A 20,329-nucleotide genomic window follows, 5' to 3' on the forward strand; every position below is an offset into this window, starting at 1 on the left:
AGAACGGAGATACTAGGGGTGGGCATCGACGACGCCGCGCTCCCGCGCGCCAGGCGGCGGAGCCTGAGGAGGCCCGCCAGCGCCCTACCGAGGAGGAACGACAGCGTGACCTACGTCATCGCGCAGCCTTGTGTCGACTTGAAGGACAAGGCGTGCATCGAAGAGTGCCCGGTCGACTGCATCTACGAGGGCCAGCGGTCCTTGTACATCCACCCGGACGAATGCGTCGACTGCGGTGCCTGTGAACCGGTCTGCCCGGTCGAGGCCATCTTCTACGAGGACGACACTCCCGAGGAGTGGAAGGACTACTACAAGGCGAACGTCGAGTTCTTCGACGAGCTCGGCTCGCCCGGCGGCGCCAGCAAGCTGGGTCTGATCGAGCGCGACCACCCCTTCGTCGCCGCGCTGCCGCCCCAGGCCGCGGCCGAGTAACCCGCGTCAGCGGCTCGCACAGTACTCGCACAGTATTCGTGCCGCCTCGGTCCCGCTTGGGGCCGGGGCGTTTGCCGTACCCGTTCAGAGAGCGAGCAACCACCGTGTCCTCCGCAGTCTCCGACCGCCTTCCCACTTTCCCCTGGGACAAGCTGGAGCCGTACAAGAAGACGGCCGCAGCGCACCCGGACGGCATCGTCGACCTCTCCGTCGGCACCCCGGTCGACCCGGTGCCCGACCTGATCCAGAAGGCGCTGATCGACGCGGCGGACTCGCCGGGCTACCCCACGGTCTGGGGCACCCCGGCCCTGCGTGACGCGATCACCGGCTGGCTGGAGCGCCGGCTCGGCGCCCGTGAGGTCACCCACCGCCACGTCCTGCCGATCGTCGGCTCCAAGGAACTCGTGGCCTGGCTCCCGACCCAGCTGGGCCTCGGCCCCGGCGACCGCGTCGCCCATCCGCGTCTGGCCTACCCGACGTACGAGGTGGGCGCGCGTCTGGCCCGCGCGGAGTACGAGGTCTACGACGACCCGACGACCCTGGACCCGGCCGGCCTGAAGCTCCTCTGGCTGAACTCGCCGTCCAACCCGACGGGACGGGTCCTCTCGAAGCAGGAACTCACCCGGATCGTGGCCTGGGCCCGGGAGCACGGCATCCTGCTGTTCTCCGACGAGTGCTACCTCGAACTGGGCTGGGAGGCCGACCCGGTCTCGGTCCTCCACCCGGACGTCAACGGCGGCTCGTACGAGGGCATCGTCTCGGTCCACTCGCTCTCCAAGCGCTCGAACCTGGCCGGCTACCGGGCGGCCTTCCTGGCGGGCGACCCGGCGGTCCTCGGCCCCCTCCTGGAGATCCGCAAGCACGGCGGCATGATGACGTCGGCGCCCACGCAGGCGGCGGTCGTGGCGGCCCTCGGCGACGACACCCACGTCCGCGAACAGCGCGAGCGGTACGCGGCCCGCCGCACCCTCCTGCGCGAGGCCCTCGTGTCCCACGGCTTCCGCATCGAGCACAGCGAGGCCAGCCTCTACCTCTGGGCCACCAGGGACGAGTCCTGCTGGACCACGGTCGCCCACCTCGCCGACCGGGGCATCCTCGTGGCCCCCGGCGACTTCTACGGCACGGCCGGCGAGAGCTTCGTACGCGTAGCCCTGACGGCGACGGACGACCGCGTGAGGGCGGCCGTGGAACGGCTGATGTAGCGCTTCCGCTGTGGGCAATCGTTCCGCAGGGCGATGGGGGTCCCCCCGCTCGAGCGAAGCCGAGAGTGGGGGAGGGTGGGCGCAGCCGACAGCGCCGGGGGACCGTGGAAACACCCCCGGCCCCTGCCGACCTCGGCGACAGTACGCAAAGAGACGGGGCCCAGGACAACGCCCCGGACCCCGTCTCCCTCACCGGCTCGTGCCGGGCGCGCTAGCCGAGCGGCAGGCTCTTCACCGGCAGGGTGTCCGCGCCGGGCAGCCCACCCTTGGTGAGCGAGTCCGTCGGCAGCCCACCCTTCGTGGCGGTCGACGCGGTGTCCCCGAGGAGGCCCCCGGCGGAGCCCGCCACGTCGCCGGCCGCCTTCTGCGCCACCGGCGTCGCCGTCTTCACGGCCTTGCCGCCGGCCTTGCCCGCGGTCGGCACCGCCTGCTCGACCGTCTTGCCGCCGGTCTCACCCGCGAGCCCGGTGACGTGCTGCGTCGCGCCTTCGACCGTGTTGCCGACGCTCGCCGTGTCCAGGGCGGTCAGTCCGCCGAGGTTCGGGGTGGCGGGAAGGCTGGGGGCCGCGGTGGCGGAGCCGGCCGCACCGACCCCGGCGGCCGCTCCTGCAGCGACGAGCAGCGCGGCACGGGCGATCCGGCGGGTCAGGGGGAGGGACATGATGCTCCTTCGACGGGAGAGAACAAAGACGCCGTGACTACCGCTCGAAGGCCATGAAGGTTGCGGACGCCCAACGTAAAGAGTTCGCAATGCGTCGCATTATCGGCTGCGGATAAAAACGGGCAAAAACCGCCCGATGTGAAAGTCCGTCAAACCCTCGAAGCCCTTTGCTCCCAAGGGATCCGCCGGACACGAGGGTGAAGGCGCGAAAACCTGAGCACCCGGCCGTCCGAACGCCCCGCACATGACCCGCCCGAGTGACGCCCCGTACTCCTGCGCGGTGCCGATCCGACGGTCTACGGCGCGGTGACGATCCGCACGCTGCCGGTGCCGCCGCCCGCCCCCGACGTCCCGGCCGCCTCCGTGCTGGTCGAACCGGTCGACCGCCACTGGCTGTCGGTGTTCCCGGCGACCCACTCCCGGCCCGCGTACGAGACACGCTCGATGCGCAGCGCCGAGGCGTTGGCCACCGCCCAGTGGGCCAGTTGCCACCCGCACTCGCCGACACTGCGCCCACCGGCGATGGTGTCCTCCGACACGGGCAGCGTTACGATCCGCCCGTTCGTCTCGGTCGCGGGAGCCTCGGTCATGGGAGCCTCGGTGCCGGTCGCCGACGTCTTCTCGGCGTCGGCGCCGGACTCGGTGTCCGCCTCCTGGAGCGCGTCGCGCCCGAAGTCCCGGGCCAGCGCCGCCCGCACCGCGTCCGGGCCGGTGGCCGTCACGGCGCGCGCGCGGCCGTCGCAGGTCAGCGAGGCCGCCGACGTTCCGGTCAGTGCGGCGGCCAGCACCACGGCGTCCGGCTCATGCTTGGCGTACGCCTCCGGGTAGCCGCTGCGCTGCACGCGCTGCGCGGCGACGGTCAGCGGGAGTTCGGTGTAGTCGCGCACCTTGGCGAGATGCTTGTAGAAGATGCTCGCCGCGTACGCCGGGTCGGTGACCTGCTGTTCGGTGCCCCAGCCCTGCGAGGGCCGCTGCTGGAACAGGCCGAGCGAATCCCTGTCGCCGTGGGTGAGGTTGCGCAGCCCCGACTCCTGGAGGGCGGTCGCCAGCGCGATGGCCACGGCCCGCTCGGGCATCGCCCGGTCGGTGCCGACGGCGGCGATCGTGGCCGCGTTCACCGCCTGCTCCGGCGTGAACTCGTACGTCGCCCCGTCCGCGCCGCCCGAAACGACTCTGCAGCCAGGATCCCCCGTGCCGCCGGTGACGTACTGCACCACGACATAGCCCGCGACGGCGGACAGGACCACGCAGGCCGCCCCGAAACGGAGCAGACGGCCGCGGCGCTTGGGAGAAGGTGACGGCTCTGGCACGCGTCCAAGGTACTGGAGATTACTGAGGAGTAGGAGGGGTGTGTGAGGTGTGTGTGAACAGATGGGGAAGAGCGGTGCGGACGACTGGCGCGTTAGGGTCGACGGCATGGCCGACACCCCCCTTGACCTCACGCTGGACGCCGCGATCCTCACCGCGCGGCTCGTCGACTTCCCCTCCGAGAGCGGCACCGAGAAGCCCCTCGCGGACGCGATCGAGACCGCCCTGCGCGCGCTGCCCCACCTGACGGTGGACCGCCTCGGCAACAACGTGATCGCCCGCACGAACCTGGGCCGCGCCGAGCGCGTGGTCCTCGCCGGGCACATCGACACGGTCCCGATCGCCGACAACGTCCCCTCGCGGCTGGACGAGGACGGGGTCCTGTGGGGCTGCGGCACCTGCGACATGAAGGCGGGCGTCGCGGTCCAACTGCGCATCGCGGCGACGGTCCCGGCCCCCAACCGCGACCTGACCTTCGTCTTCTACGACAACGAGGAGGTCGCCGCCGACCTCAACGGCCTCAAGCACGTGGCCGAGGCCCGTCCGGAGTGGCTGGCCGGCGACTTCGCGGTGCTCCTCGAACCCTCCGACGGCCAGGTGGAGGGCGGCTGCCAGGGCACCCTGCGGGTGCTGCTGAAGACGAAGGGCGAGCGGTCCCACTCGGCTCGCAGTTGGCTGGGCTCCAACGCGATCCACACCGCGGCCCCGATCCTCGCCGCCCTCGACGCGTACCAGCCGCGCTACCCGGTCATCGACGGCCTGGAGTACCGCGAGGGCCTCAACGCGGTCGGCATCACCAGCGGCGTGGCCGGCAACGTCATCCCCGACGAGTGCGTCGTCACCGTCAACTTCCGCTACGCGCCGGACCGCAGCGAGGAGGAGGCCGTCGCGCACGTCCGCGAGGTCTTCGCCGACTGCGGGGTGTCGGAGTTCGTGATCGACGACCACAGCCCCGCCGCCCTCCCGGGCCTCTCGCACCCGGCCGCGGCGGCCTTCATCGAGGCGGTCGGCGGCACCCCGATGCCCAAGTACGGCTGGACGGACGTCAGCCGCTTCTCCTCCCTGGGCGTCCCCGCCGTCAACTACGGACCCGGCAACCCGCACTTGGCGCACAAGCGGGACGAACGCGTGGAGACGGCCAAGATCCTGGCCGGCGAGGAACGCCTGCGGGCGTGGCTGACGGCATGAACGAACCGCGTTCGCGCTGACGGCGGTTCGTGGCGGACACGCCGACGTCCCCCGCCCGTAACCCGCGTGGATCTACGCTGAGACCGAACAACCGCAAATGGAGGGAGCTCACATGGCTACCGGCAACCCCGAGGGCAAGCAGCAGCCGCCGGAGGAACAGCGCCTGGGACCGGTCCTCCGCAGGCGAAGCCAGGTCACGGCGAGCACGACCGACCAGCGCCTGCTGGACGCGGGCGGCCCGTCGGACTGGGTCCACACCGACCCCTGGCGCGTGCTCCGCATCCAGTCGGAGTTCATCGAGGGCTTCGGCACCCTCGCCGAACTCCCCCCGGCGATCAGCGTGTTCGGCTCCGCCCGCACCAAGGTGGACTCCCCGGAGTACGAGGCGGGCGTACGGCTGGGCAGTGCCCTCGTCGACGCAGGCTGGGCCGTGATCACGGGCGGCGGCCCGGGCGCGATGGAGGCGGCCAACAAGGGCGCGTGCGAGGCGGGCGGCATCTCCGTCGGCCTCGGCATCGAGCTCCCCTTCGAGCAGGGTCTCAACCAGTACGTCGACATCGGCCTGAACTTCCGCTACTTCTTCGTACGGAAGATGATGTTCGTCAAGTACGCGCAGGGCTTCGTGGTCCTGCCCGGCGGCCTCGGCACCCTCGACGAACTCTTCGAGGCCCTCACCCTCGTCCAGACCCAGAAGGTCACCCGCTTCCCGATCGTCCTCTTCGGCACGGAGTACTGGGGCGGCCTGATCGACTGGCTCAAGAACACCCTGATCGCCCAGGGCAAGGCCGCCGAGAAGGACCTCCTCCTCTTCCACGTCACGGACGACGTGGAGGAGGCGGTGGCCCTGGTGTCCAAGGAGGCCGGCCGCTAGGCCGGCTTGACGCGCGCTTCGAACGCCGGTCGGTGCATTTCAGCCCGTCCGGCGTTTGAGGACGAGGCCCTTTCAGGGCCGAAGCGGGGGTCTGGGGGCGGCAGCCCCCAGCGACGGCGCGCGCTACGCCAGCCCGCGCCGGGCCACCGCCGGAGGCCGGTGCCCGGCGATCGACGCGACCATGTCCAGCACCTGCCGCGTCTCCGCCACCTCGTGCACCCGGTACACCTGGGCCCCCAGCCACGCCGACACGGCCGTGGTCGCCAGGGTCCCCACCACCCGCTCCTTCACCGGCCGGTCCAGCGTCTCCCCGACGAAGTCCTTGTTGGACAGGGACACCAGCACCGGCCACCCCGTCTCCACCATCTCCCCGAGCCGCCGGGTCGCCTCCAGGCTGTGCCGGGTGTTCTTCCCGAAGTCGTGCCCCGGATCGATCATGATCGACTCCCTCGGCACCCCCAGCCCCGCCGCCCGCTCCGCCAGACCCACGGTCACCCGCAGAATGTCGGCCATGACGTCGTCGTACGTCACCCGGTGCGGACGCGTCCGCGGCTGCGCGCCCCCCGCGTGCGTGCACACCAGCCCCACCCCGTACCGCGCCGCGACCTCCGCCAGCCGCGGGTCCACGCCACCCCACGCGTCGTTCAGCAGATCCGCGCCCGCCTCGCAGACCGCCTCCCCGACCTCGGCCCGCCAGGTGTCCACGCTGATGACCACGTCCGGGAAGCGCCGCCGCACCTCGGCGACGAAACCGACGGTCCGCCGCGCCTCTTCCTCCGCCGTCACCTCTTCGCCGGGCCCGGCCTTGACCCCGCCGATGTCGATGATGGCGGCACCCTCCGACACCGCCTGCTCCACGCGCGCGAGGGCCGGCTCGTCACGGAAGGTCGCCCCCTGGTCGTAGAAGGAGTCCGGGGTCCGGTTCACGATGGCCATGATCACCGGCTCGTGCGTGCCGAATTCCCGCCTGCCCAGCCTGAGCATGCCCTGTGACCTCTCCTAGTACGTCCCGCACATCCACCGCCTGCGACCCTAACGGCCGGACCCGCATGGCACGATCGGACCCACACACATCCACTCCGAGCACCGAGTGTGGGGACCCACCGATGGTTATGTTCTTGTTCCTGGTCATCGCGCTCGCCGTCGTGGTCGCCGCGGTCACCCTCGCCGTGGTGGGCGGCGGCGAGGGCACCGGCCCGCTGCCTGAGGCCGCCCCCGAGAGGCTGCACGACCCGCTGCCCCCGGACCGCCCCGTCGACCGCTCCGACATCGACGACCTCCGCTTCCCGCTGGCCGCCCGCGGCTACCGCATGGCGGACGTGGACGACGCCCTGAACCGCGTCGCCGCCGAACTCGCCGAGCGCGACGCCCGCATCGCCGACCTGGAGTCCGCCCTCGCCGGCGCGCTGACCCCGACGGGTTCCCAGGTCTCCTTCGAGAAGCCCGACCCGGAGGACCAGCAGTGAGCGACGGCACGGCCATCGCGGGCGAGGACGGCGCGCTGCGCTGCCCCTGGGCGCTGTCCACGCCGGACTACGTGACGTACCACGACGAGGAGTGGGGCCGCCCGGTCCACGGCGACGACGCGCTGTTCGAACGCCTCAGCCTGGAGGCCTTCCAGTCCGGCCTGTCCTGGATCACGATCCTGCGCCGCCGCGCCACCTTCCGCACGGCCTTCGCCGACTTCAAGATCGCCTCGGTCGCCGTCTTCACCGACGAGGACCGCGAGCGCCTCCTCGCCGACCCGGGCATCATCCGCAACCGCGCCAAGGTCGACGCCACCCTCGCCAACGCACGCGTCCTGGCCGACTGGCCCTCCGGCGACCTGGACACCCTGATCTGGTCCCACGCCCCCGACCCGACGACCCGCCCGACCCCCAAGACCCTGGCGGACGTCCCGGCGGTGACGGACGAGTCGACGGCCCTGTCGAAGGCCCTCAAGAAACGCGGCCTGCGCTTCGTGGGGCCGACGACGGCGTACGCGCTGATGCAGGCGTGCGGGCTGGTCAACGACCACTTGGAGACGTGCGCGAGCAGACTCACCTGAGGGACGCGGGGCCGTATCGATCTGCGGCTCCGCCGCGTGGGCGCGACCAGCCACAACGGACCCGCAGTCCCCGATGGTGCTCAGCGGCCCGAATACTTCGGCTTCTCCTTGTTGACGAAGGCCCGCACGGCGATCCCGTGGTCCTCCGACGCCCCCGCCCGAGTCTGCAACTCGTCCTCCTTGTCCAACGTCTCGGAGAGCGAGTGCGAGAACCCGTAAGCGACGGCCTCCTTGATCGCCGCGTAAGCGACCGTCGGCCCGGAGGCCAGCGCCCGAGCCACCTTCTCGCCCTCGGCGCGCAGCGCGTCCGCGGGAACGACCCGGTTGGCGATACCCAACTCGTACGCCTCCTGGGCCGTGATGCTGCGAGGGAAGAGCAGCAGGTCGGCGGCCCGCCCGGGACCGATCACCCGCGGCAGGGTCCACGAGACACCGGAGTCGGCGGTGAGCGCGACCCCCGCGAACGACGTGTTGAAGGACGCCGTGTCGGCCACGACACGGAAATCCGCGGCCAGCGCGAACCCGAAGCCCGCTCCCGCCGCGACCCCGTTCACGGCGGCGACCACCGGCTTACGCGCCTCGGTCAGCGCCCGCACGATCGGGTTGTAGTGCTCCTTGACCGTGCTCATGACCTTCGCCGAGCCCTCGAGCAGCAGTCCGATGTGCTCCTTGAGGTCCTGACCCACGCAGAACGCCCGCTCACCGGCGGCTGTCAGCAGCACGGCCCGTACGGCGTCGTCGGTCGTCGCGGACTGGACCGCCTCCCGGAGGGCGACCTTGGCCGCGATGTTCAGCGCGTTCATCGCCTCGGGGCGGTTCAGCGTGATCGTCGCGAGCCCGTCGCTCACCTCGTAGAGCACGGTGTCAGCCATGGCGTATCCCCTCCGTGTCGCGGCTCGGGCGTACTACTGGTCAGTACGTCCGATGTACGAGGACAGCATGGCGGAGATCGCCGTACCCGGACCACACCCGACGTGTGACCTGCGTCAAAGAATTCGGGAGGGTTTCCGGCGCGTGGAAGTCCGTGCGGGCGCGCAGTATCGCAGTCACATCGCCGAATTGAGTGGTTTTGCTCGCGCGCGTTGCGCAAGCGATGCCACCTGATGTTGGTCATCGGGTCCTGAGATGCGGGATAATGGCTGGGAAGCAATGTGTTCGATGCCGGTGTCGCGTGTCCCACGCTGGATCGCGGCTGCCCTCCATGGGCCGTCGGCTTTGGCGATGAGCTGGTTTCAGGAAGGGGAACGAGCATGGCGGCCATGAAGCCGCGAACGGGTGATGGCCCGCTCGAGGTGACCAAGGAGGGGCGGGGCATCGTCATGCGCGTTCCGCTCGAAGGCGGAGGTCGACTCGTCGTCGAGCTGACCCCTGACGAGGCCGACGCACTCGGCGACGCCCTCAAGAAGGTCGTCGGCTGACGCGCAAGCGACCCTTACTCTTTCGATCGCTCCGGCACCCGCGAGGATGCCGGAGCGATCGTTTTGTCAGGGTTCCCGGGGTTTCCCGAGACCGCCTAGCTCGAAAGGCCCAAGGCCCGCCCGCAGGCTCAGGCCACACCAGTCGGGCCACATCAGCCAGGGCGCGGTCAGTCAGGGCGTACTCAGCGCTTGACCGCGCACAACAGCCCGTCGCCCACCGGCAGCAGCGACGGCACCAGATCCTGGCTCTCGCGCACCGCCCGCAGCAGCTCCCGGATCCTTATGACCTCCGTGGGCTGCGGTCCGGAGTCGACGGTGCGGCCGTTGGCGAAGACGCCCTCGAAGACGACCAGGCCGCCCGGGCGCAGCAGGCGCAACGATTCGGCGAGGTACTCCAGCAGTTCCAGGCGGTCGCCGTCGCAGAAGACGAGGTCGTAGCCGACGTCCGCGAGGCGGGGCAGGACGTCGAGCGCGCGGCCCGGGATGAACCGGGCCCGGTTGCTGGCGAAGCCGCAGGCGCGGAAGGCCTGCCGGGCGAACTGCTGGTGCTCCGGCTCGGGGTCGACGGTCGTCAGGACGCCGTCCGGGCGCATCCCGTACAGCAGGTGGATCCCGGAGACACCGGTCCCGGTACCGATCTCCGCGACGGCCTTCGCGTCCACGGTGGCGGCGAGCATCCGCAGCGCGGCGCCCGTGCTCGGCGACACCGAGCGCAGCCCTGCCTCGCGGGCCCGGTCACGGGCCCAGTGCAGCGCTTCGTCCTCGGCGGCATAGGCGTCGGCGAACGCCCAGCTTGCCTGCCGGTTGCCGGTAATGACCCTCTCCTGTCCCCGTGGTTGCCTCGCGTGACTGTATCCGTTGCCGTCGGGAACCCGCAGATGGGACCGCGCGTTTGAAGGGGTGGGAACGACGACGGGGGGACACAGTTGGATCACGACGAGGGACCGGGTGTCGAGCAAGTGCTGACGCAGCCGTATGAGCCGTGGCAGCACAGATCAATTTCTCGTAAAACCGCTTATCCGGAGCTAACGGGCGAGGTGGCTATGGTAGGGGCTCCACTGGACACCACCAGAGCCGACAGGGGAGGTGCGGCCGCGCCTGTGGATCGGGGAGGAGTGCTGCGGCGCTTTCTCGGGTCGGCGGGCAGGCCGAAATCCGTGAACGACACCGCTGCTGACCACCGCCACACCGTCGGCTTCACCGCCGGTCAGGCCCAGACCGCGACCTTCACCACCGACGCGGACGGGCAGGCGTGGACTCCGCCCACGTGGGAGGAGATCGTCAGCATGCACAGCGGCCGGGTCTACCGGCTCGCCTACCGTCTGACCGGCAACCAGCACGACGCCGAGGATCTCACCCAGGAGGTCTTCGTCCGCGTCTTCCGCTCCCTGTCGACGTACACGCCGGGCACCTTCGAGGGCTGGCTGCACCGCATCACGACCAACCTCTTCCTGGACATGGTCCGCCGCAAGCAGCGCATCCGTTTCGACGCGCTGGGCGACGACGCGGCCGAGCGGCTGCCCAGCAAGGAACCCACCCCGCAGCAGGCCTTCAACGACGCCCACTTCGACGCGGACGTCCAGCAGGCCCTGGACACCCTCGCGCCCGAGTTCCGCGCCGCCGTCGTCCTCTGCGACATCGAAGGCCTCTCCTACGAGGAGATCGCCGCGACCCTGGGCGTCAAGCTGGGCACGGTCCGCTCGCGCATCCACCGCGGCCGTTCGCAACTGCGCAAGGCGCTCGCGCACCGCGCGCCCGAGGCACGCGCCGGGCGCCGTTCCTTCGTGGCCCGTGTTCCCGCTCTGGGAGGAGGGGGCGCGACCGCGTGAGTGGATCCCGGAACAACGCAGCCGAGCGGCTCCTAGCGGAGCAACACCTCGGAGACCGGCTCTCGGCCCTGGTGGACGGCGAGCTCGGGCACGACACCCGCGAGCGGGTACTGGCCCATGTGGCGACCTGTCCGAAGTGCAAGACGGAGGTCGACGCGCAGCGCCGGCTGAAGAACGTCTTCGCGGAAGTCGCCCCACCGGCCCCCTCCGAAAGCTTTCTGGCCCGCCTTCAGGGGCTTCCCGCAGGAGGTGACCCGGACGGCGGCGGCACGCCGCTGGGCGGGGGTGGCGGGGGCGGGTTCGCCGACGGCGTCTTCGGAGTTTTCGGAGTGAGAGGGGCGCGGCGGGACGAGCCGTTCGAGTTCGGCTACGTACCGGCCCGCGACCACCGCTCCGCCCTGGCACCGTCTCCGGGCCCGGCTTCGGGTTCGGACCGGGGCTTCCGTATCCATCCCGTCGGCCGTGGCGGCGACCGTCATGACGCCGACCGGTCGCGGAGCATGCGGTTCGCTTTCGTCGCCGCCGGCGCGGTGTCGCTGGCCGCGATCGCCCTGGGCGGCATGACCTCCGTCGCCCCGATCGACACGACCGCGGACGGCCGTGGCGGCTCGGGCAACGGCAGCAACGTGACGCCGGCCCGCACCCCCGGCACGGGCTCCGCGGCGGCGTCGGAGAGCCAGCGTCGCCGTTCCGTGGGCCCCCTGTTCTCCCAGGGCGGCCGGCTCGGCGACACCTCGACGGCCCCGACCGAGGTCTCCGCACCGCTGCTGCCCGGCATGCCCTCCCCGGCCGACGGCCGGGTCGAACAGGCCCTGCACCGGCTCGCCGGCCCGATGATGGCCGGCGCCGCGGCGATGTCCCCGCTGATACGTCCGCTCGGCATGACCCCGCCGATCGCCCTGACGGCCTGGACCACGCCACCCGAGATCACCGGTCTCGGTCTGCTCACCGCACCCGCCCCCGACACCACCTCCGCTCCCGCCCCCTCACCCTCCCCTTCCTCCCAGCGCACCCGCTGACCCAGGCCCTGCGCCACTCCGCCGTGAACCTGGTTGAATCCGGGGTGGACCGCGCCCTGCCAGGCAGCGGGGCGCGAAGGCGGAGTTCGCCGGGCCGGGGCTGGGGGCGCGCTCCCAGTCCGGTGCCCCGGCGGGGGCGAGGGTGGGGAGAGCATGGACGAGGGGAAGCCCACGAGGGCAAAGTGGTGGAGCCGGCCTCGACCGCAGGCATCCTCGGGCGACGTCGGCGAGGGCGACTTCGAACTGGCCCGGCCGGTGGCGAGCGCACAGGACGGGACGGCGCCTGCGGAGGCGGTGGGGGAGTCTTCGGCCGAGCCCATGGACACGGCGGCGGCGTCCGACGCCGGCGGCGCTTTCGACACGGGCGCTGACGCCGACTCCGGTGCCCACGTCCACAGCGACGACGGTGACTATGAGCTGAGCCGTCCGGCCGGCGGGACGGCTTCTCCGGCCGACCCGGCGGCGACCACCCCGGTCGGCCAAGCCGATTCGGTCCCCTCCGCGGAGGAGGCCTCCGCGGTGCCTTCCCCGGTCGCCGACGGGCGTCCCAAGCCCCTTCACGATCCCGACCCCTACAGCACCCCGCCGTACGGCGAACCGGGCCCCTGGGCACCCGCCCCGCCCGTCCAGCACCCTGCGGCCACACACGCGTCGGCCATGGGGAACGGGTACGTCCCCGTTCCCCCTCCACTCCCCGACACGTCTGCGGCACTCGCCGACGCCGTACCTCCCCTCGGCCCCGCATCCGCACCCGAACCCAGCCCCACCCCCACGCCGCTCTCTGAGCCCACCCCCTGGCACCGCTACGACCCCTGGTCCGCCACGCCCTTCGCGGGAGCCCCCGTTGACGGAGGCGCTCGTACCGGAGGTCCGGTCGGGGCGCCGCTTCAGCAGGCCGGTGCGGAGGTGCTCACTGCGGCCGAGCGGCGCAAGCAGGTGCGGATGCGGCTGGTCGGGGGTGCGTTGGCTGTCGCGCTGGTGTCCGGGGCGCTCGGTGGGGCCGTAGGGGCGTATCTGGAGCGCAACGGCGGGATCAACGGGGTGCGGTTGCCGCAGGCCTCCGCGGAGCCGACCGGGCGGGCGGCGGACAGCGTGGCCGGGATCGCCGCGCGGGCCCTGCCCAGCGTCGTCACGCTGCATGTCAGCGGCAGCGACGAGTCCGGCACCGGGACCGGCTTCGTGCTCGACTCGCTCGGCCACATCCTCACCAACAACCACGTCGTCGAGCCCGCCGGAGGCAACGGCGAGATATCCGTCGTCTTCAACGGCGGCCAGACCGCCAAGGCCGAGGTCGTCGGCCGGGACAGCGGCTACGACCTCGCCGTGGTGCGGGTGACCGGGGTGAAGGGCCTCAAGCCGCTCTACCTCGGCAACTCCGACAACGTCCAGGTCGGTGACCCGGTCGTCGCCATCGGCGCCCCCTTCGACCTGGAGGGCACGGTCACCTCCGGCATCATCAGCGCCAAGGAACGGCCCATCACCGCCGGCGGCGAGAGCGGGGACGGGAGCGACGTGTCGTACGTCGACGCCCTGCAGACCGACGCGCCGATCAACCCCGGCAACTCCGGCGGACCCCTCCTCGACACGCAGGGCCACGTCATCGGCATCAACTCCGCCATCCGCTCCGCCGCCGACGGCACCGGCTCCGGCAGCGCCCAGGCCGGTTCGATCGGCCTCGGGTTCGCCATCCCGATCAACCAGGGCAAGCGCGTCGCCGAAGAGCTGATCAACACCGGCAAGGCGACCCACCCGGTCATCGGCATCACCCTCGACATGAACTACGCGGGTGACGGCGCCCGGGTCGGCACCGGCGGCGCCGACGGCAGCTCCCCGGTCACCGCGGGCGGCCCCGGCGACCGGGCCGGCATCCGCGCCGGGGACGTCATCACGCAGGTCGACGGCCAGCGCGTGCACTCCGGCGAGGAACTGATCGTCAAGACCCGCGCCCACCGCCCCGGCGACCGCCTGGAGCTGACCGTCGAACGCGGCGGCAGGGAACGCACGCTCACGCTGGTCCTGGGCTCGTCCGGGGGCTGAGCCGGGGCGGCGTGCCTCAGCCCGTTCCCAGCGATTGACAGAAACGTCACAGGTCAGACCCCCGGACCCGGTCCCACTAGGCAAACAACGAGGAAAACCGGTGGCGTACACGTACGCGGACGGCTCGGGACGGTACCGGTCGGACAGGTGCGACAGGTACCGTGGACCCGCCGGGACCGCGGAAGACCCGAACTTGACCACTGAGGGCCGAGGAACCGAGGACCGCGGACATCGCAAGGAGCTTCAGGTGTTCAATGACATAGGACCGCTCGAGCTGGTGACGCTCGCCGTCCTGGCCGTGCTCGTCTTCGGTCCGGACAAGCTCCCCAAGGTCATCCAGGACGTGATGCGCACCGTCCGGAAGATCCGTGAGTTCTCGGAGAGCGCCAAGGCGGACATCCGCAGCGAACTGGGCCCGGATTTCAAGGACTTCGAGTTCGAGGACCTCAACCCCAAAGCCTTCCTCCGCAAGCAGTTGGACAATGACGAGCTGGGGCTGAAGGAGATCCGCAACGGCTTCGACCTGAAGCAGGAGATGGCCGAGGTCACGGACGCGGTCCACAGCCGCGACACGGACACCGCCGCCTCCTCCTCGGCAGTCGCTTCCGCGGGCACGTCCGGCGCGTCGGGGGGCGGTCGTATCGACATGACCAAGAAGCCCGAGGAGCCGGGCAAGGACGACCGTCCGGCCTTCGACGCGGACGCCACCTGAGTCACCCGCGCACCCCCGGTGTGAGGGGGCGCACGTCCCACGCGCCGGAAGGTTTCCCGGCAGCCCGGAGCGGGGTGGCTATGCTGCCTGGTTGTTGTGCGGAGCGGACGAGTACGCCCGAAGGGGGGCGGGCCGGGTCGCTCCGTCGAGAACGAGGAGGCGTCCGGGCACATGGAGACGACGAGTCAAGCAGTCGCGCAGACGCCGGCCGCGGAGAGTGGACAACAGGTCCCCTCCGCCCGCCGCACGGTCGACGGCTACCTGGCGGCACCCTTCCCCTGGTACGGCCTCGACGAGGCCTTCACGGGGCCGCGCTGGCTGATGCAGGTGGGTACGGCGGCCGACGGGGCCGTGGAGCACGGTTCCATCGGACACGGTGACGAGCCCTCCGTACGGCACGAGACGGCCGGCGAGGACCGCGGCAGGTTCGCGGTCGTCGTGACCGTCGCCGCGAACCCCGTCCGGCGCAGCGCGGACGGCACGGGTCTGCTGGAGGCCACCTCGGTGTCCTCGGCGGCCTGGCTCGCCGGGGTCGGGCTGCTGTCCTTCACCTGGCCGGGCCAGATGGACCACAGCCTGCGCGACGACTGGCTGGACCAGCAGACCGAGACGGCGTGGGTCCTCGCGGACGACCTCGCGGGAGCGGACTGGTCGACGCTGTCCCTCCCCGTCGACGGCGTGCCGACCTCCTTCCACTACCGGGAGTCCGAGTTCGGCTGGGTCCTGGCCGGCTCCACCGAGCAAGGGGTGCACCTGGGGGCGTACGGAAGGGGCATGAGCGCGTACGGGCTCGGCTTCTGCGTCGTCAAGGACGTCGCCGAGTACGCCTAGCCACGACCACGCCTGGCCACGACCACGCCAGCCACGACAAAGGGTGCCCTCGATACGGAGGGCACCCCATGGTCGTGACACCAGAACTCGTAACGCTAGAACTTGTTCCTGGGAGTGATCCCGAGCGACAGGCCCGAAAGGCCGCGCTGCCGGCCGCCCAGCTTGCCCGCGATCGCGCGCAGGGCGGCGCCCGCCGGGGAGTCGGGGTCGGTCAGGACGACCGGCTTGCCCTCGTCGCCGCCCTCGCGCAGGCGGACGTCGATCGGGATGGAGCCGAGGACGGGGACGGACGCGCCCGTCGTACGGGTCAGGCCGTCGGCCACGCTCTGGCCGCCGCCCGTGCCGAAGACGTCGACCATCTCGTCGCAGTGCGGGCAGGGCAGGCCGGCCATGTTCTCGACCACGCCGACGATCTTCTGGTGGGTCTGCACGGCGATGGAACCCGCGCGCTCGGCGACCTCGGCCGCCGCCTGCTGAGGCGTCGTCACGACGAGGATCTCGGCGTTCGGGACTAGCTGCGCGACCGAGATCGCGATGTCGCCCGTGCCCGGGGGCAGGTCCAGCAGGAGTACGTCCAGATCGCCCCAGTAGACGTCCGCGAGGAACTGCTGGAGCGCGCGGTGCAGCATCGGGCCGCGCCACACGACCGGGGCGTTGCCCGGGGTGAACATGCCGATGGAGATGACCTTCACGCCGTGCGCCGACGGCGGCATGATCATGTTCTCGACCTGGGTCGGACGGCCGTCCGCGCCCAGCATGCGCGGCACGCTGTGGCCGTAGATGTCGGCGTCGACGACGCCCACCTTCAGACCGTCGGCCGCCATCGCCGCCGCCAGGTTCACCGTCACCGACGACTTGCCGACGCCGCCCTTGCCGGACGCGACCGCGTACACGCGCGTGAGGGAGCCGGGCTTGGCGAAGGGGACCTCGCGCTCGGTCTGGCCACCGCGCAGGGCGGTCGCCAGTTCCTTGCGCTGCTCGTCGCTCATCACGTCGAGCGTGACGTCGACGCGGGTGACGCCGTCGACCGCGGAGACCGCGTCGGTCACGCGCTGCGTGATGGTCTCGCGCATCGGGCAGCCGGAGACCGTCAGGTACACGGTGACCGCGACCGCCCCGTCCGCGCCGATCTCCACCGACTTCACCATCCCCAGTTCGGTGATGGGCCGGTTGATCTCGGGGTCGTTCACCGTCGCCAGTGCTTCACGCACCGCGTCTTCGCTAGCCATAGACACGATGGTACGGCGACCGGCGGGGGTGCCGGTAAGCCCGTCACCGGTCGTCTACGTCACGCCCCCGCGAACGTTCCGCCGGGAACACGGCGTGTTCGCGATGCCCGTTGCCCCGCCCCTCCAACTCCTTGACCATGTCCTGGAGCTCCGAGCGGATCCAGTCCCGGGTGGCGACCTCGCCCAGGCGGATGCGCAGGGCGGCGATCTCCCTGGTCAGGTACTCGGTGTCGGCGATCGACCGCTCGTTCTCCTTACGGTCCTGCTCCAGGTTGACCCGGTCGCGGTCGTCCTGCCGGTTCTGCGCGAGCAGGATCAGCGGGGCCGCGTAGGAGGCCTGGAGGGACAGCATCAGGGTCAGGAAGATGAAGGGGTAGTGGTCGAAGCGCAGGTCGCCGGGCGCGAAGATGTTCCACAGGACCCAGACGATGATGACGATCGTCATCCAGACGATGAACCGCCCGGTGCCCAGGAACCGCGCGATGCGCTCCGACAGCCGGCCGAAGGCCTCCGGGTCGTACTCGGGCAGCAGCCGGCGCCGGGGCGCCCGCGGCTGGTCCAGCCGGGCCCGGGGACGGCTGGACGCCGTGGCGCCGGCCGGGGTGCGCTCGGCGCGCCCGCTCTCCCGCTCAGGAGCCATGCGGACCCACCCCCTCACCCTCCACGCCGATGTCGCTCCCGTCGTCGGCGAGATGGAACTCCGTCTCCCGCCAGTCCTCCGGCAGCATGTGGTCCAGGACGTCGTCCACGGTCACCGCGCCGAGCAGCGACCCCGCCTCGTTGACGACGGGCGCCGCGACCATGTCGTACGTCGCGAAGAACCCGGCGACGACCGGCAGCGCCGCGTCCGGCGCCAGGGTCTGGAGGCTCTCGTCGAGGATCGAGCTGACCAGCGTGTACGGCGGGTCGCGCAGCAGGCGCTGGAAGTGGACCGTGCCGAGGTACTTGCCGGTCGGCGTCTCGTCGGGCGGGCGGCAGACGTAGACCTGGGCGGCGAGGGCCGGGGACAGGTCGGGGTTGCGCACGCGCGCGAGGGCGTCGGCGACGGTGGCGTCCGGGCGCAGGACGATCGGCTCGGTGGTCATCAGACCGCCCGCGGTGTGCTCCTCGTACGCCATCAGGCGCCGCATGTCGGCCGCGTCCGCCGGCTCCATCAGGCTCAGCAGCCGCTCCTTGTCCTCCTCCGGGAGCTCGGAGAGCAGGTCGGCCGCGTCGTCGGGGTCCATGGCCTCCAGGACGTCCGCGGCGCGCTCCTCCTTCAGCTTGCCGAGGATCTCGATCTGGTCGTCCTCCGGGAGCTCTTCGAGGACGTCGGCGAGGCGGTCGTCGTCGAGGGCGGCGGCGACCTCGGCCCGGCGCTTCGGCGACAGGTGGTGCAGCACGTTGGCGAGGTCGGCCGGGCGCAACTGCTCGAAGGTGGCGAGGAGGCTCTCCGCGCCCTGCCCGTGCTCCTCCAGCGAGAACCCGGTGACGGCCGACCAGCCCACGGTCAGCGTCTCGCCCTTGGCCCGCCGGAACGCGCCGCCCTTCCTGCCCTTGCGGACGAAGACCCGGTCGATCTCCCAGTCCCGGCGGGCCGGCAGCTGACGCAGCGACACGTCGAGGACGGTGACTTCCTCGCCGGACCCTCCCGGCTCTCCCGCCTCTCCCGGCCCCCCGTTCTCGACGAGGCTGACGCGCCGGTCCAGGAGTTCGCCGAAGACGAGCCGCTCGGTGGGCCGCTGTTCGAAGCGCCGGACGTTGACCACGCCGGTGGTGATGACCTGGCCGGACTCGATGCCGGTCACCCGGGTCATGGGCAGGAAGATCCGGCGCCGCGTGGACAGTTCGACGACCAGCCCGAGCACCCTCGGCGGCCGCCGCCCGACCCGCAGCACGACGACCAGATCGCGTACCCGCCCCACCTGGTCGCCGTTCGGGTCGAAGACGGGCACGGCGGCGAGGTGCGAGACGAAGATCCGGGGGGTGCCCGATGCCATGACCGCACCTCCGTCCTTTTCCGTTTCCGTATGGTCAGCTCGTGTGGGATTGCCCGCTCGTGCGGGCTTCAGGCTAGCCCGTCCCGATCGGATACGCCCTGGTGGGGGGTCCGGACGGTCCGGCTCCGTTCGGGGCCCGCGACCCCGGTACGCTGCCGTACGCCGCTCGGCACACCCCCGCAGAAAGGCAGCGTTCTCTGTGACCGCGATTCCCCAGGGCCGTACTCGCAAGGCCGCGCTCCTGAGCGCGATGTGCGCACTGGTCGTGGGCCTGGGGGCGGCAGGGTGCAGCGAGGACCCGGACGCCGGCACGAACGGCGTGGGCAAGCTGCCCGCCAAGGAGATCCAGACCAAGGCGCGGACGGCCGCCGGGGGCGTGGACGCGGTGCGGCTGTCGGGGAGCGTGGTCACCAGCGGGAAGACGTACACGCTCGACATGCGGCTGAAGGCGGACGGCGGCACCGGGTCGGTGACCGCGGAGGGGGCCACCTTCCACGTGCTGCGGATCGGCGAGGAGTTGTACCTGAAGGCCGACGCGGCGTTCTGGAACCACGAGGACGGCAAGTCCGACGACGGCGGCTCGGGCAAGGACACCGCCACCGACACGGACACGGCGGCGGCCGACAAGCTCCAGGGCAAGTACGTGAAGGTGCCGACGGGCGATCCCTCGTACAAGAAGTTCAGCGGTTTCACGGACAAGGACCTCCTCCTCGACGGTCTGCTGACGCTGCACGGCTCGCTGGGCACGGACGGCCACCATGAGCAGTCCGGCGTCCGCACGATCCGCATCGCCGGCGACGGCGGTTCCGGCGGCACGCTGGACGTGTCCCTGGAGGGCAAGCCCTACCCCCTGCGCCTGGTACGGGCCGGCGGGGCCGGGACGCTGAGCTTCTCCGCCTGGGGCCAGGACTTCGCCCTGACGGAACCGGCGCAGGACGACACGGTGGACTACGGCAAGCAACTGCCGACGTCGTAAGCGGCCACTCGCGCGAGCGGCTTCCCGAGTACCCGGCTACTTGCGCTTGCGCCGCTTCAGCAGCAGTTTCGGCAGTCCCGCCGGGGCCGGCTCCCGCGTGGTGGCGGGCGACGGCACCGGCCGCGCCGCCAGATCCCCGTCGGGCAGGGGCAGCAGGCCCCCGGTCGGCTCCAGCCGGAGCACTCGGCACTCGCGCGCCCAACGCCCGGTCATCGCCTCGCCGTCGGGCGCGTTCAGCCGCTTGCCCTTGAGCTCGGCGACGGCCGCCTCCCACGCCTCGGAGCCGGACGCGAGCTCCACGACCGTCGCCGTCCAGGAGACCAGCCGGCCGCCCTTGTCCTTGCTGCGGACGGTGACCTCGGCCGAGCCGCCCTCGACGAGCCCCGGCAGCGGCTGCTCACCGGACCCGTCGCCGACCAGACAGGCCGCGCCCTCGTGCCACACGTGCCACAGCGCGCGCGCGGCCGGTTCGCCGGCGCCCCGGACCCAGACGAGGCCGGACTTCTTGGTGGCCTCCTCGACGAGGGCCTGGTCGAGGAGGCCGAGCTGCTCGCTTGTCATGACGCCAGCCTAGCCAGGGCCTGCCCGGG

Annotated in this window: 22 protein-coding genes; 13 read left to right on the forward strand and 9 right to left on the reverse strand. The window is 71.6% G+C overall.

Translation table 11 applies throughout. From position 1 onward, the window contains the following. Positions 1–105 precede the first annotated feature (105 nt). Complete coding sequence (gene fdxA / locus OG352_RS28250; RefSeq protein ID WP_329220757.1) at positions 106–432, forward strand: ferredoxin; 327 nt, start codon at positions 106–108, stop codon at positions 430–432. A gap of 104 nt (positions 433–536) precedes the next feature. Continuing rightward, entirely contained in the window at positions 537–1,634 is a 1,098-nt protein-coding gene (locus OG352_RS28255; RefSeq protein WP_329220758.1) for a bifunctional succinyldiaminopimelate transaminase/glutamate-prephenate aminotransferase, read from the forward strand. Positions 1,635–1,845: 211 nt separating this feature from the next. On the opposite strand, the gene OG352_RS28260 is transcribed toward OG352_RS28255, so the two are convergent. Both OG352_RS28260 and OG352_RS28265 read right to left on the reverse strand, forming a co-directional pair. Then, positions 1,846–2,295 (reverse strand): ATP-binding protein, encoded by a 450-nt coding sequence (locus OG352_RS28260; RefSeq protein WP_329220760.1) that lies wholly within the window; start codon positions 2,293–2,295, stop codon positions 1,846–1,848. 296 nt (positions 2,296–2,591) lie between these two features. Further along, on the reverse strand, positions 2,592–3,605 hold the full coding sequence (locus OG352_RS28265; protein ID WP_329220761.1) for a heavy metal transporter: 1,014 nt from the start codon (positions 3,603–3,605) through the stop codon (positions 2,592–2,594). A gap of 106 nt (positions 3,606–3,711) precedes the next feature. Here OG352_RS28265 and dapE point away from each other — a divergent pair, with 106 nt between their 5' ends. Continuing rightward, a complete protein-coding gene (gene dapE / locus OG352_RS28270; RefSeq protein ID WP_329220763.1) occupies positions 3,712–4,791 on the forward strand; it encodes a succinyl-diaminopimelate desuccinylase in 1,080 nt (359 codons plus the stop codon). A gap of 112 nt (positions 4,792–4,903) precedes the next feature. Next, positions 4,904–5,662 (forward strand): TIGR00730 family Rossman fold protein, encoded by a 759-nt coding sequence (locus OG352_RS28275; protein WP_329220764.1) that lies wholly within the window; start codon positions 4,904–4,906, stop codon positions 5,660–5,662. Positions 5,663–5,785: 123 nt separating this feature from the next. Here OG352_RS28275 and folP read toward each other — a convergent pair whose 3' ends face one another. Beyond that, positions 5,786–6,646: a dihydropteroate synthase gene (folP, locus tag OG352_RS28280; RefSeq protein WP_329220766.1), complete on the reverse strand. Its 861-nt coding sequence runs from the start codon at positions 6,644–6,646 to the stop codon at positions 5,786–5,788. 128 nt (positions 6,647–6,774) lie between these two features. Between folP and OG352_RS28285 the strand changes: the two genes are divergently transcribed. After that, complete coding sequence (locus tag OG352_RS28285) at positions 6,775–7,128, forward strand: DivIVA domain-containing protein (RefSeq protein WP_329223998.1); 354 nt, start codon at positions 6,775–6,777, stop codon at positions 7,126–7,128. Then, positions 7,125–7,709: a DNA-3-methyladenine glycosylase I gene (locus OG352_RS28290; RefSeq protein ID WP_329220768.1), complete on the forward strand. Its 585-nt coding sequence runs from the start codon at positions 7,125–7,127 to the stop codon at positions 7,707–7,709. Before OG352_RS28285 ends, OG352_RS28290 begins: the two co-directional genes overlap by 4 nt. A gap of 80 nt (positions 7,710–7,789) precedes the next feature. Here the strand turns inward: OG352_RS28290 and OG352_RS28295 are convergent, their stop codons facing one another. Further along, a complete protein-coding gene (locus tag OG352_RS28295; protein ID WP_329220771.1) occupies positions 7,790–8,581 on the reverse strand; it encodes an enoyl-CoA hydratase/isomerase family protein in 792 nt (263 codons plus the stop codon). Between the two features lie 378 nt (positions 8,582–8,959). Here OG352_RS28295 and OG352_RS28300 point away from each other — a divergent pair, with 378 nt between their 5' ends. Continuing rightward, complete coding sequence (locus OG352_RS28300; protein ID WP_003966491.1) at positions 8,960–9,127, forward strand: DUF3117 domain-containing protein; 168 nt, start codon at positions 8,960–8,962, stop codon at positions 9,125–9,127. A gap of 182 nt (positions 9,128–9,309) precedes the next feature. Here OG352_RS28300 and OG352_RS28305 read toward each other — a convergent pair whose 3' ends face one another. After that, entirely contained in the window at positions 9,310–10,005 is a 696-nt protein-coding gene (locus OG352_RS28305) for an O-methyltransferase (protein ID WP_329223999.1), read from the reverse strand. Positions 10,006–10,242: 237 nt separating this feature from the next. Between OG352_RS28305 and sigE the strand changes: the two genes are divergently transcribed. The 5 genes from sigE to OG352_RS28330 all read left to right on the forward strand — a co-directional run bounded on the left by sigE (position 10,243) and on the right by OG352_RS28330 (position 15,555). Further along, on the forward strand, positions 10,243–10,956 hold the full coding sequence (gene sigE / locus OG352_RS28310) for an RNA polymerase sigma factor SigE (RefSeq protein ID WP_329220773.1): 714 nt from the start codon (positions 10,243–10,245) through the stop codon (positions 10,954–10,956). Then, positions 10,953–11,975 (forward strand): anti-sigma factor family protein, encoded by a 1,023-nt coding sequence (locus OG352_RS28315; RefSeq protein WP_329220775.1) that lies wholly within the window; start codon positions 10,953–10,955, stop codon positions 11,973–11,975. The genes sigE and OG352_RS28315 overlap by 4 nt, the downstream gene beginning before the upstream one ends. Before the next feature lie 153 nt (positions 11,976–12,128). Beyond that, a complete protein-coding gene (locus OG352_RS28320; protein ID WP_329220776.1) occupies positions 12,129–14,012 on the forward strand; it encodes a trypsin-like peptidase domain-containing protein in 1,884 nt (627 codons plus the stop codon). Between the two features lie 247 nt (positions 14,013–14,259). Continuing rightward, positions 14,260–14,724: a sec-independent translocase gene (locus OG352_RS28325; protein ID WP_329220778.1), complete on the forward strand. Its 465-nt coding sequence runs from the start codon at positions 14,260–14,262 to the stop codon at positions 14,722–14,724. Positions 14,725–14,895: 171 nt separating this feature from the next. Continuing rightward, positions 14,896–15,555 carry a hypothetical protein gene (locus OG352_RS28330; protein WP_329220780.1) on the forward strand — a complete coding sequence of 220 codons (660 nt, stop codon included), beginning with the start codon at positions 14,896–14,898 and terminating at the stop codon, positions 15,553–15,555. A 95-nt stretch (positions 15,556–15,650) separates the two neighbouring features. Here OG352_RS28330 and OG352_RS28335 read toward each other — a convergent pair whose 3' ends face one another. Genes OG352_RS28335 through OG352_RS28345 form a run of 3 tightly spaced genes read right to left on the reverse strand, consistent with a single transcriptional unit; the run spans position 15,651 to position 18,763 of the window. Next, positions 15,651–16,784 carry an Mrp/NBP35 family ATP-binding protein gene (locus OG352_RS28335; protein WP_329220781.1) on the reverse strand — a complete coding sequence of 378 codons (1,134 nt, stop codon included), beginning with the start codon at positions 16,782–16,784 and terminating at the stop codon, positions 15,651–15,653. A gap of 43 nt (positions 16,785–16,827) precedes the next feature. Next, the gene (locus OG352_RS28340) at positions 16,828–17,424 is read right to left on the reverse strand and encodes a DUF1003 domain-containing protein (RefSeq protein ID WP_329220782.1); all 597 of its coding nucleotides are present in this window, start codon (positions 17,422–17,424) and stop codon (positions 16,828–16,830) included. Then, entirely contained in the window at positions 17,414–18,763 is a 1,350-nt protein-coding gene (locus tag OG352_RS28345) for a magnesium transporter MgtE N-terminal domain-containing protein (protein ID WP_329220784.1), read from the reverse strand. Before OG352_RS28345 ends, OG352_RS28340 begins: the two co-directional genes overlap by 11 nt. 199 nt (positions 18,764–18,962) lie before the next feature. Between OG352_RS28345 and OG352_RS28350 the strand changes: the two genes are divergently transcribed. Next, positions 18,963–19,739, forward strand: coding sequence for a hypothetical protein (locus tag OG352_RS28350; protein ID WP_329220785.1), 777 nt, complete (start codon positions 18,963–18,965; stop codon positions 19,737–19,739). 36 nt (positions 19,740–19,775) lie between these two features. On the opposite strand, the gene OG352_RS28355 is transcribed toward OG352_RS28350, so the two are convergent. Continuing rightward, positions 19,776–20,300 carry a hypothetical protein gene (locus tag OG352_RS28355; protein WP_329220786.1) on the reverse strand — a complete coding sequence of 175 codons (525 nt, stop codon included), beginning with the start codon at positions 20,298–20,300 and terminating at the stop codon, positions 19,776–19,778. Positions 20,301–20,329: the final 29 nt, after the last annotated feature.

The organism is Streptomyces sp. NBC_01485, from assembly GCF_036227125.1.
Lineage (GTDB): Bacteria > Actinomycetota > Actinomycetes > Streptomycetales > Streptomycetaceae > Streptomyces.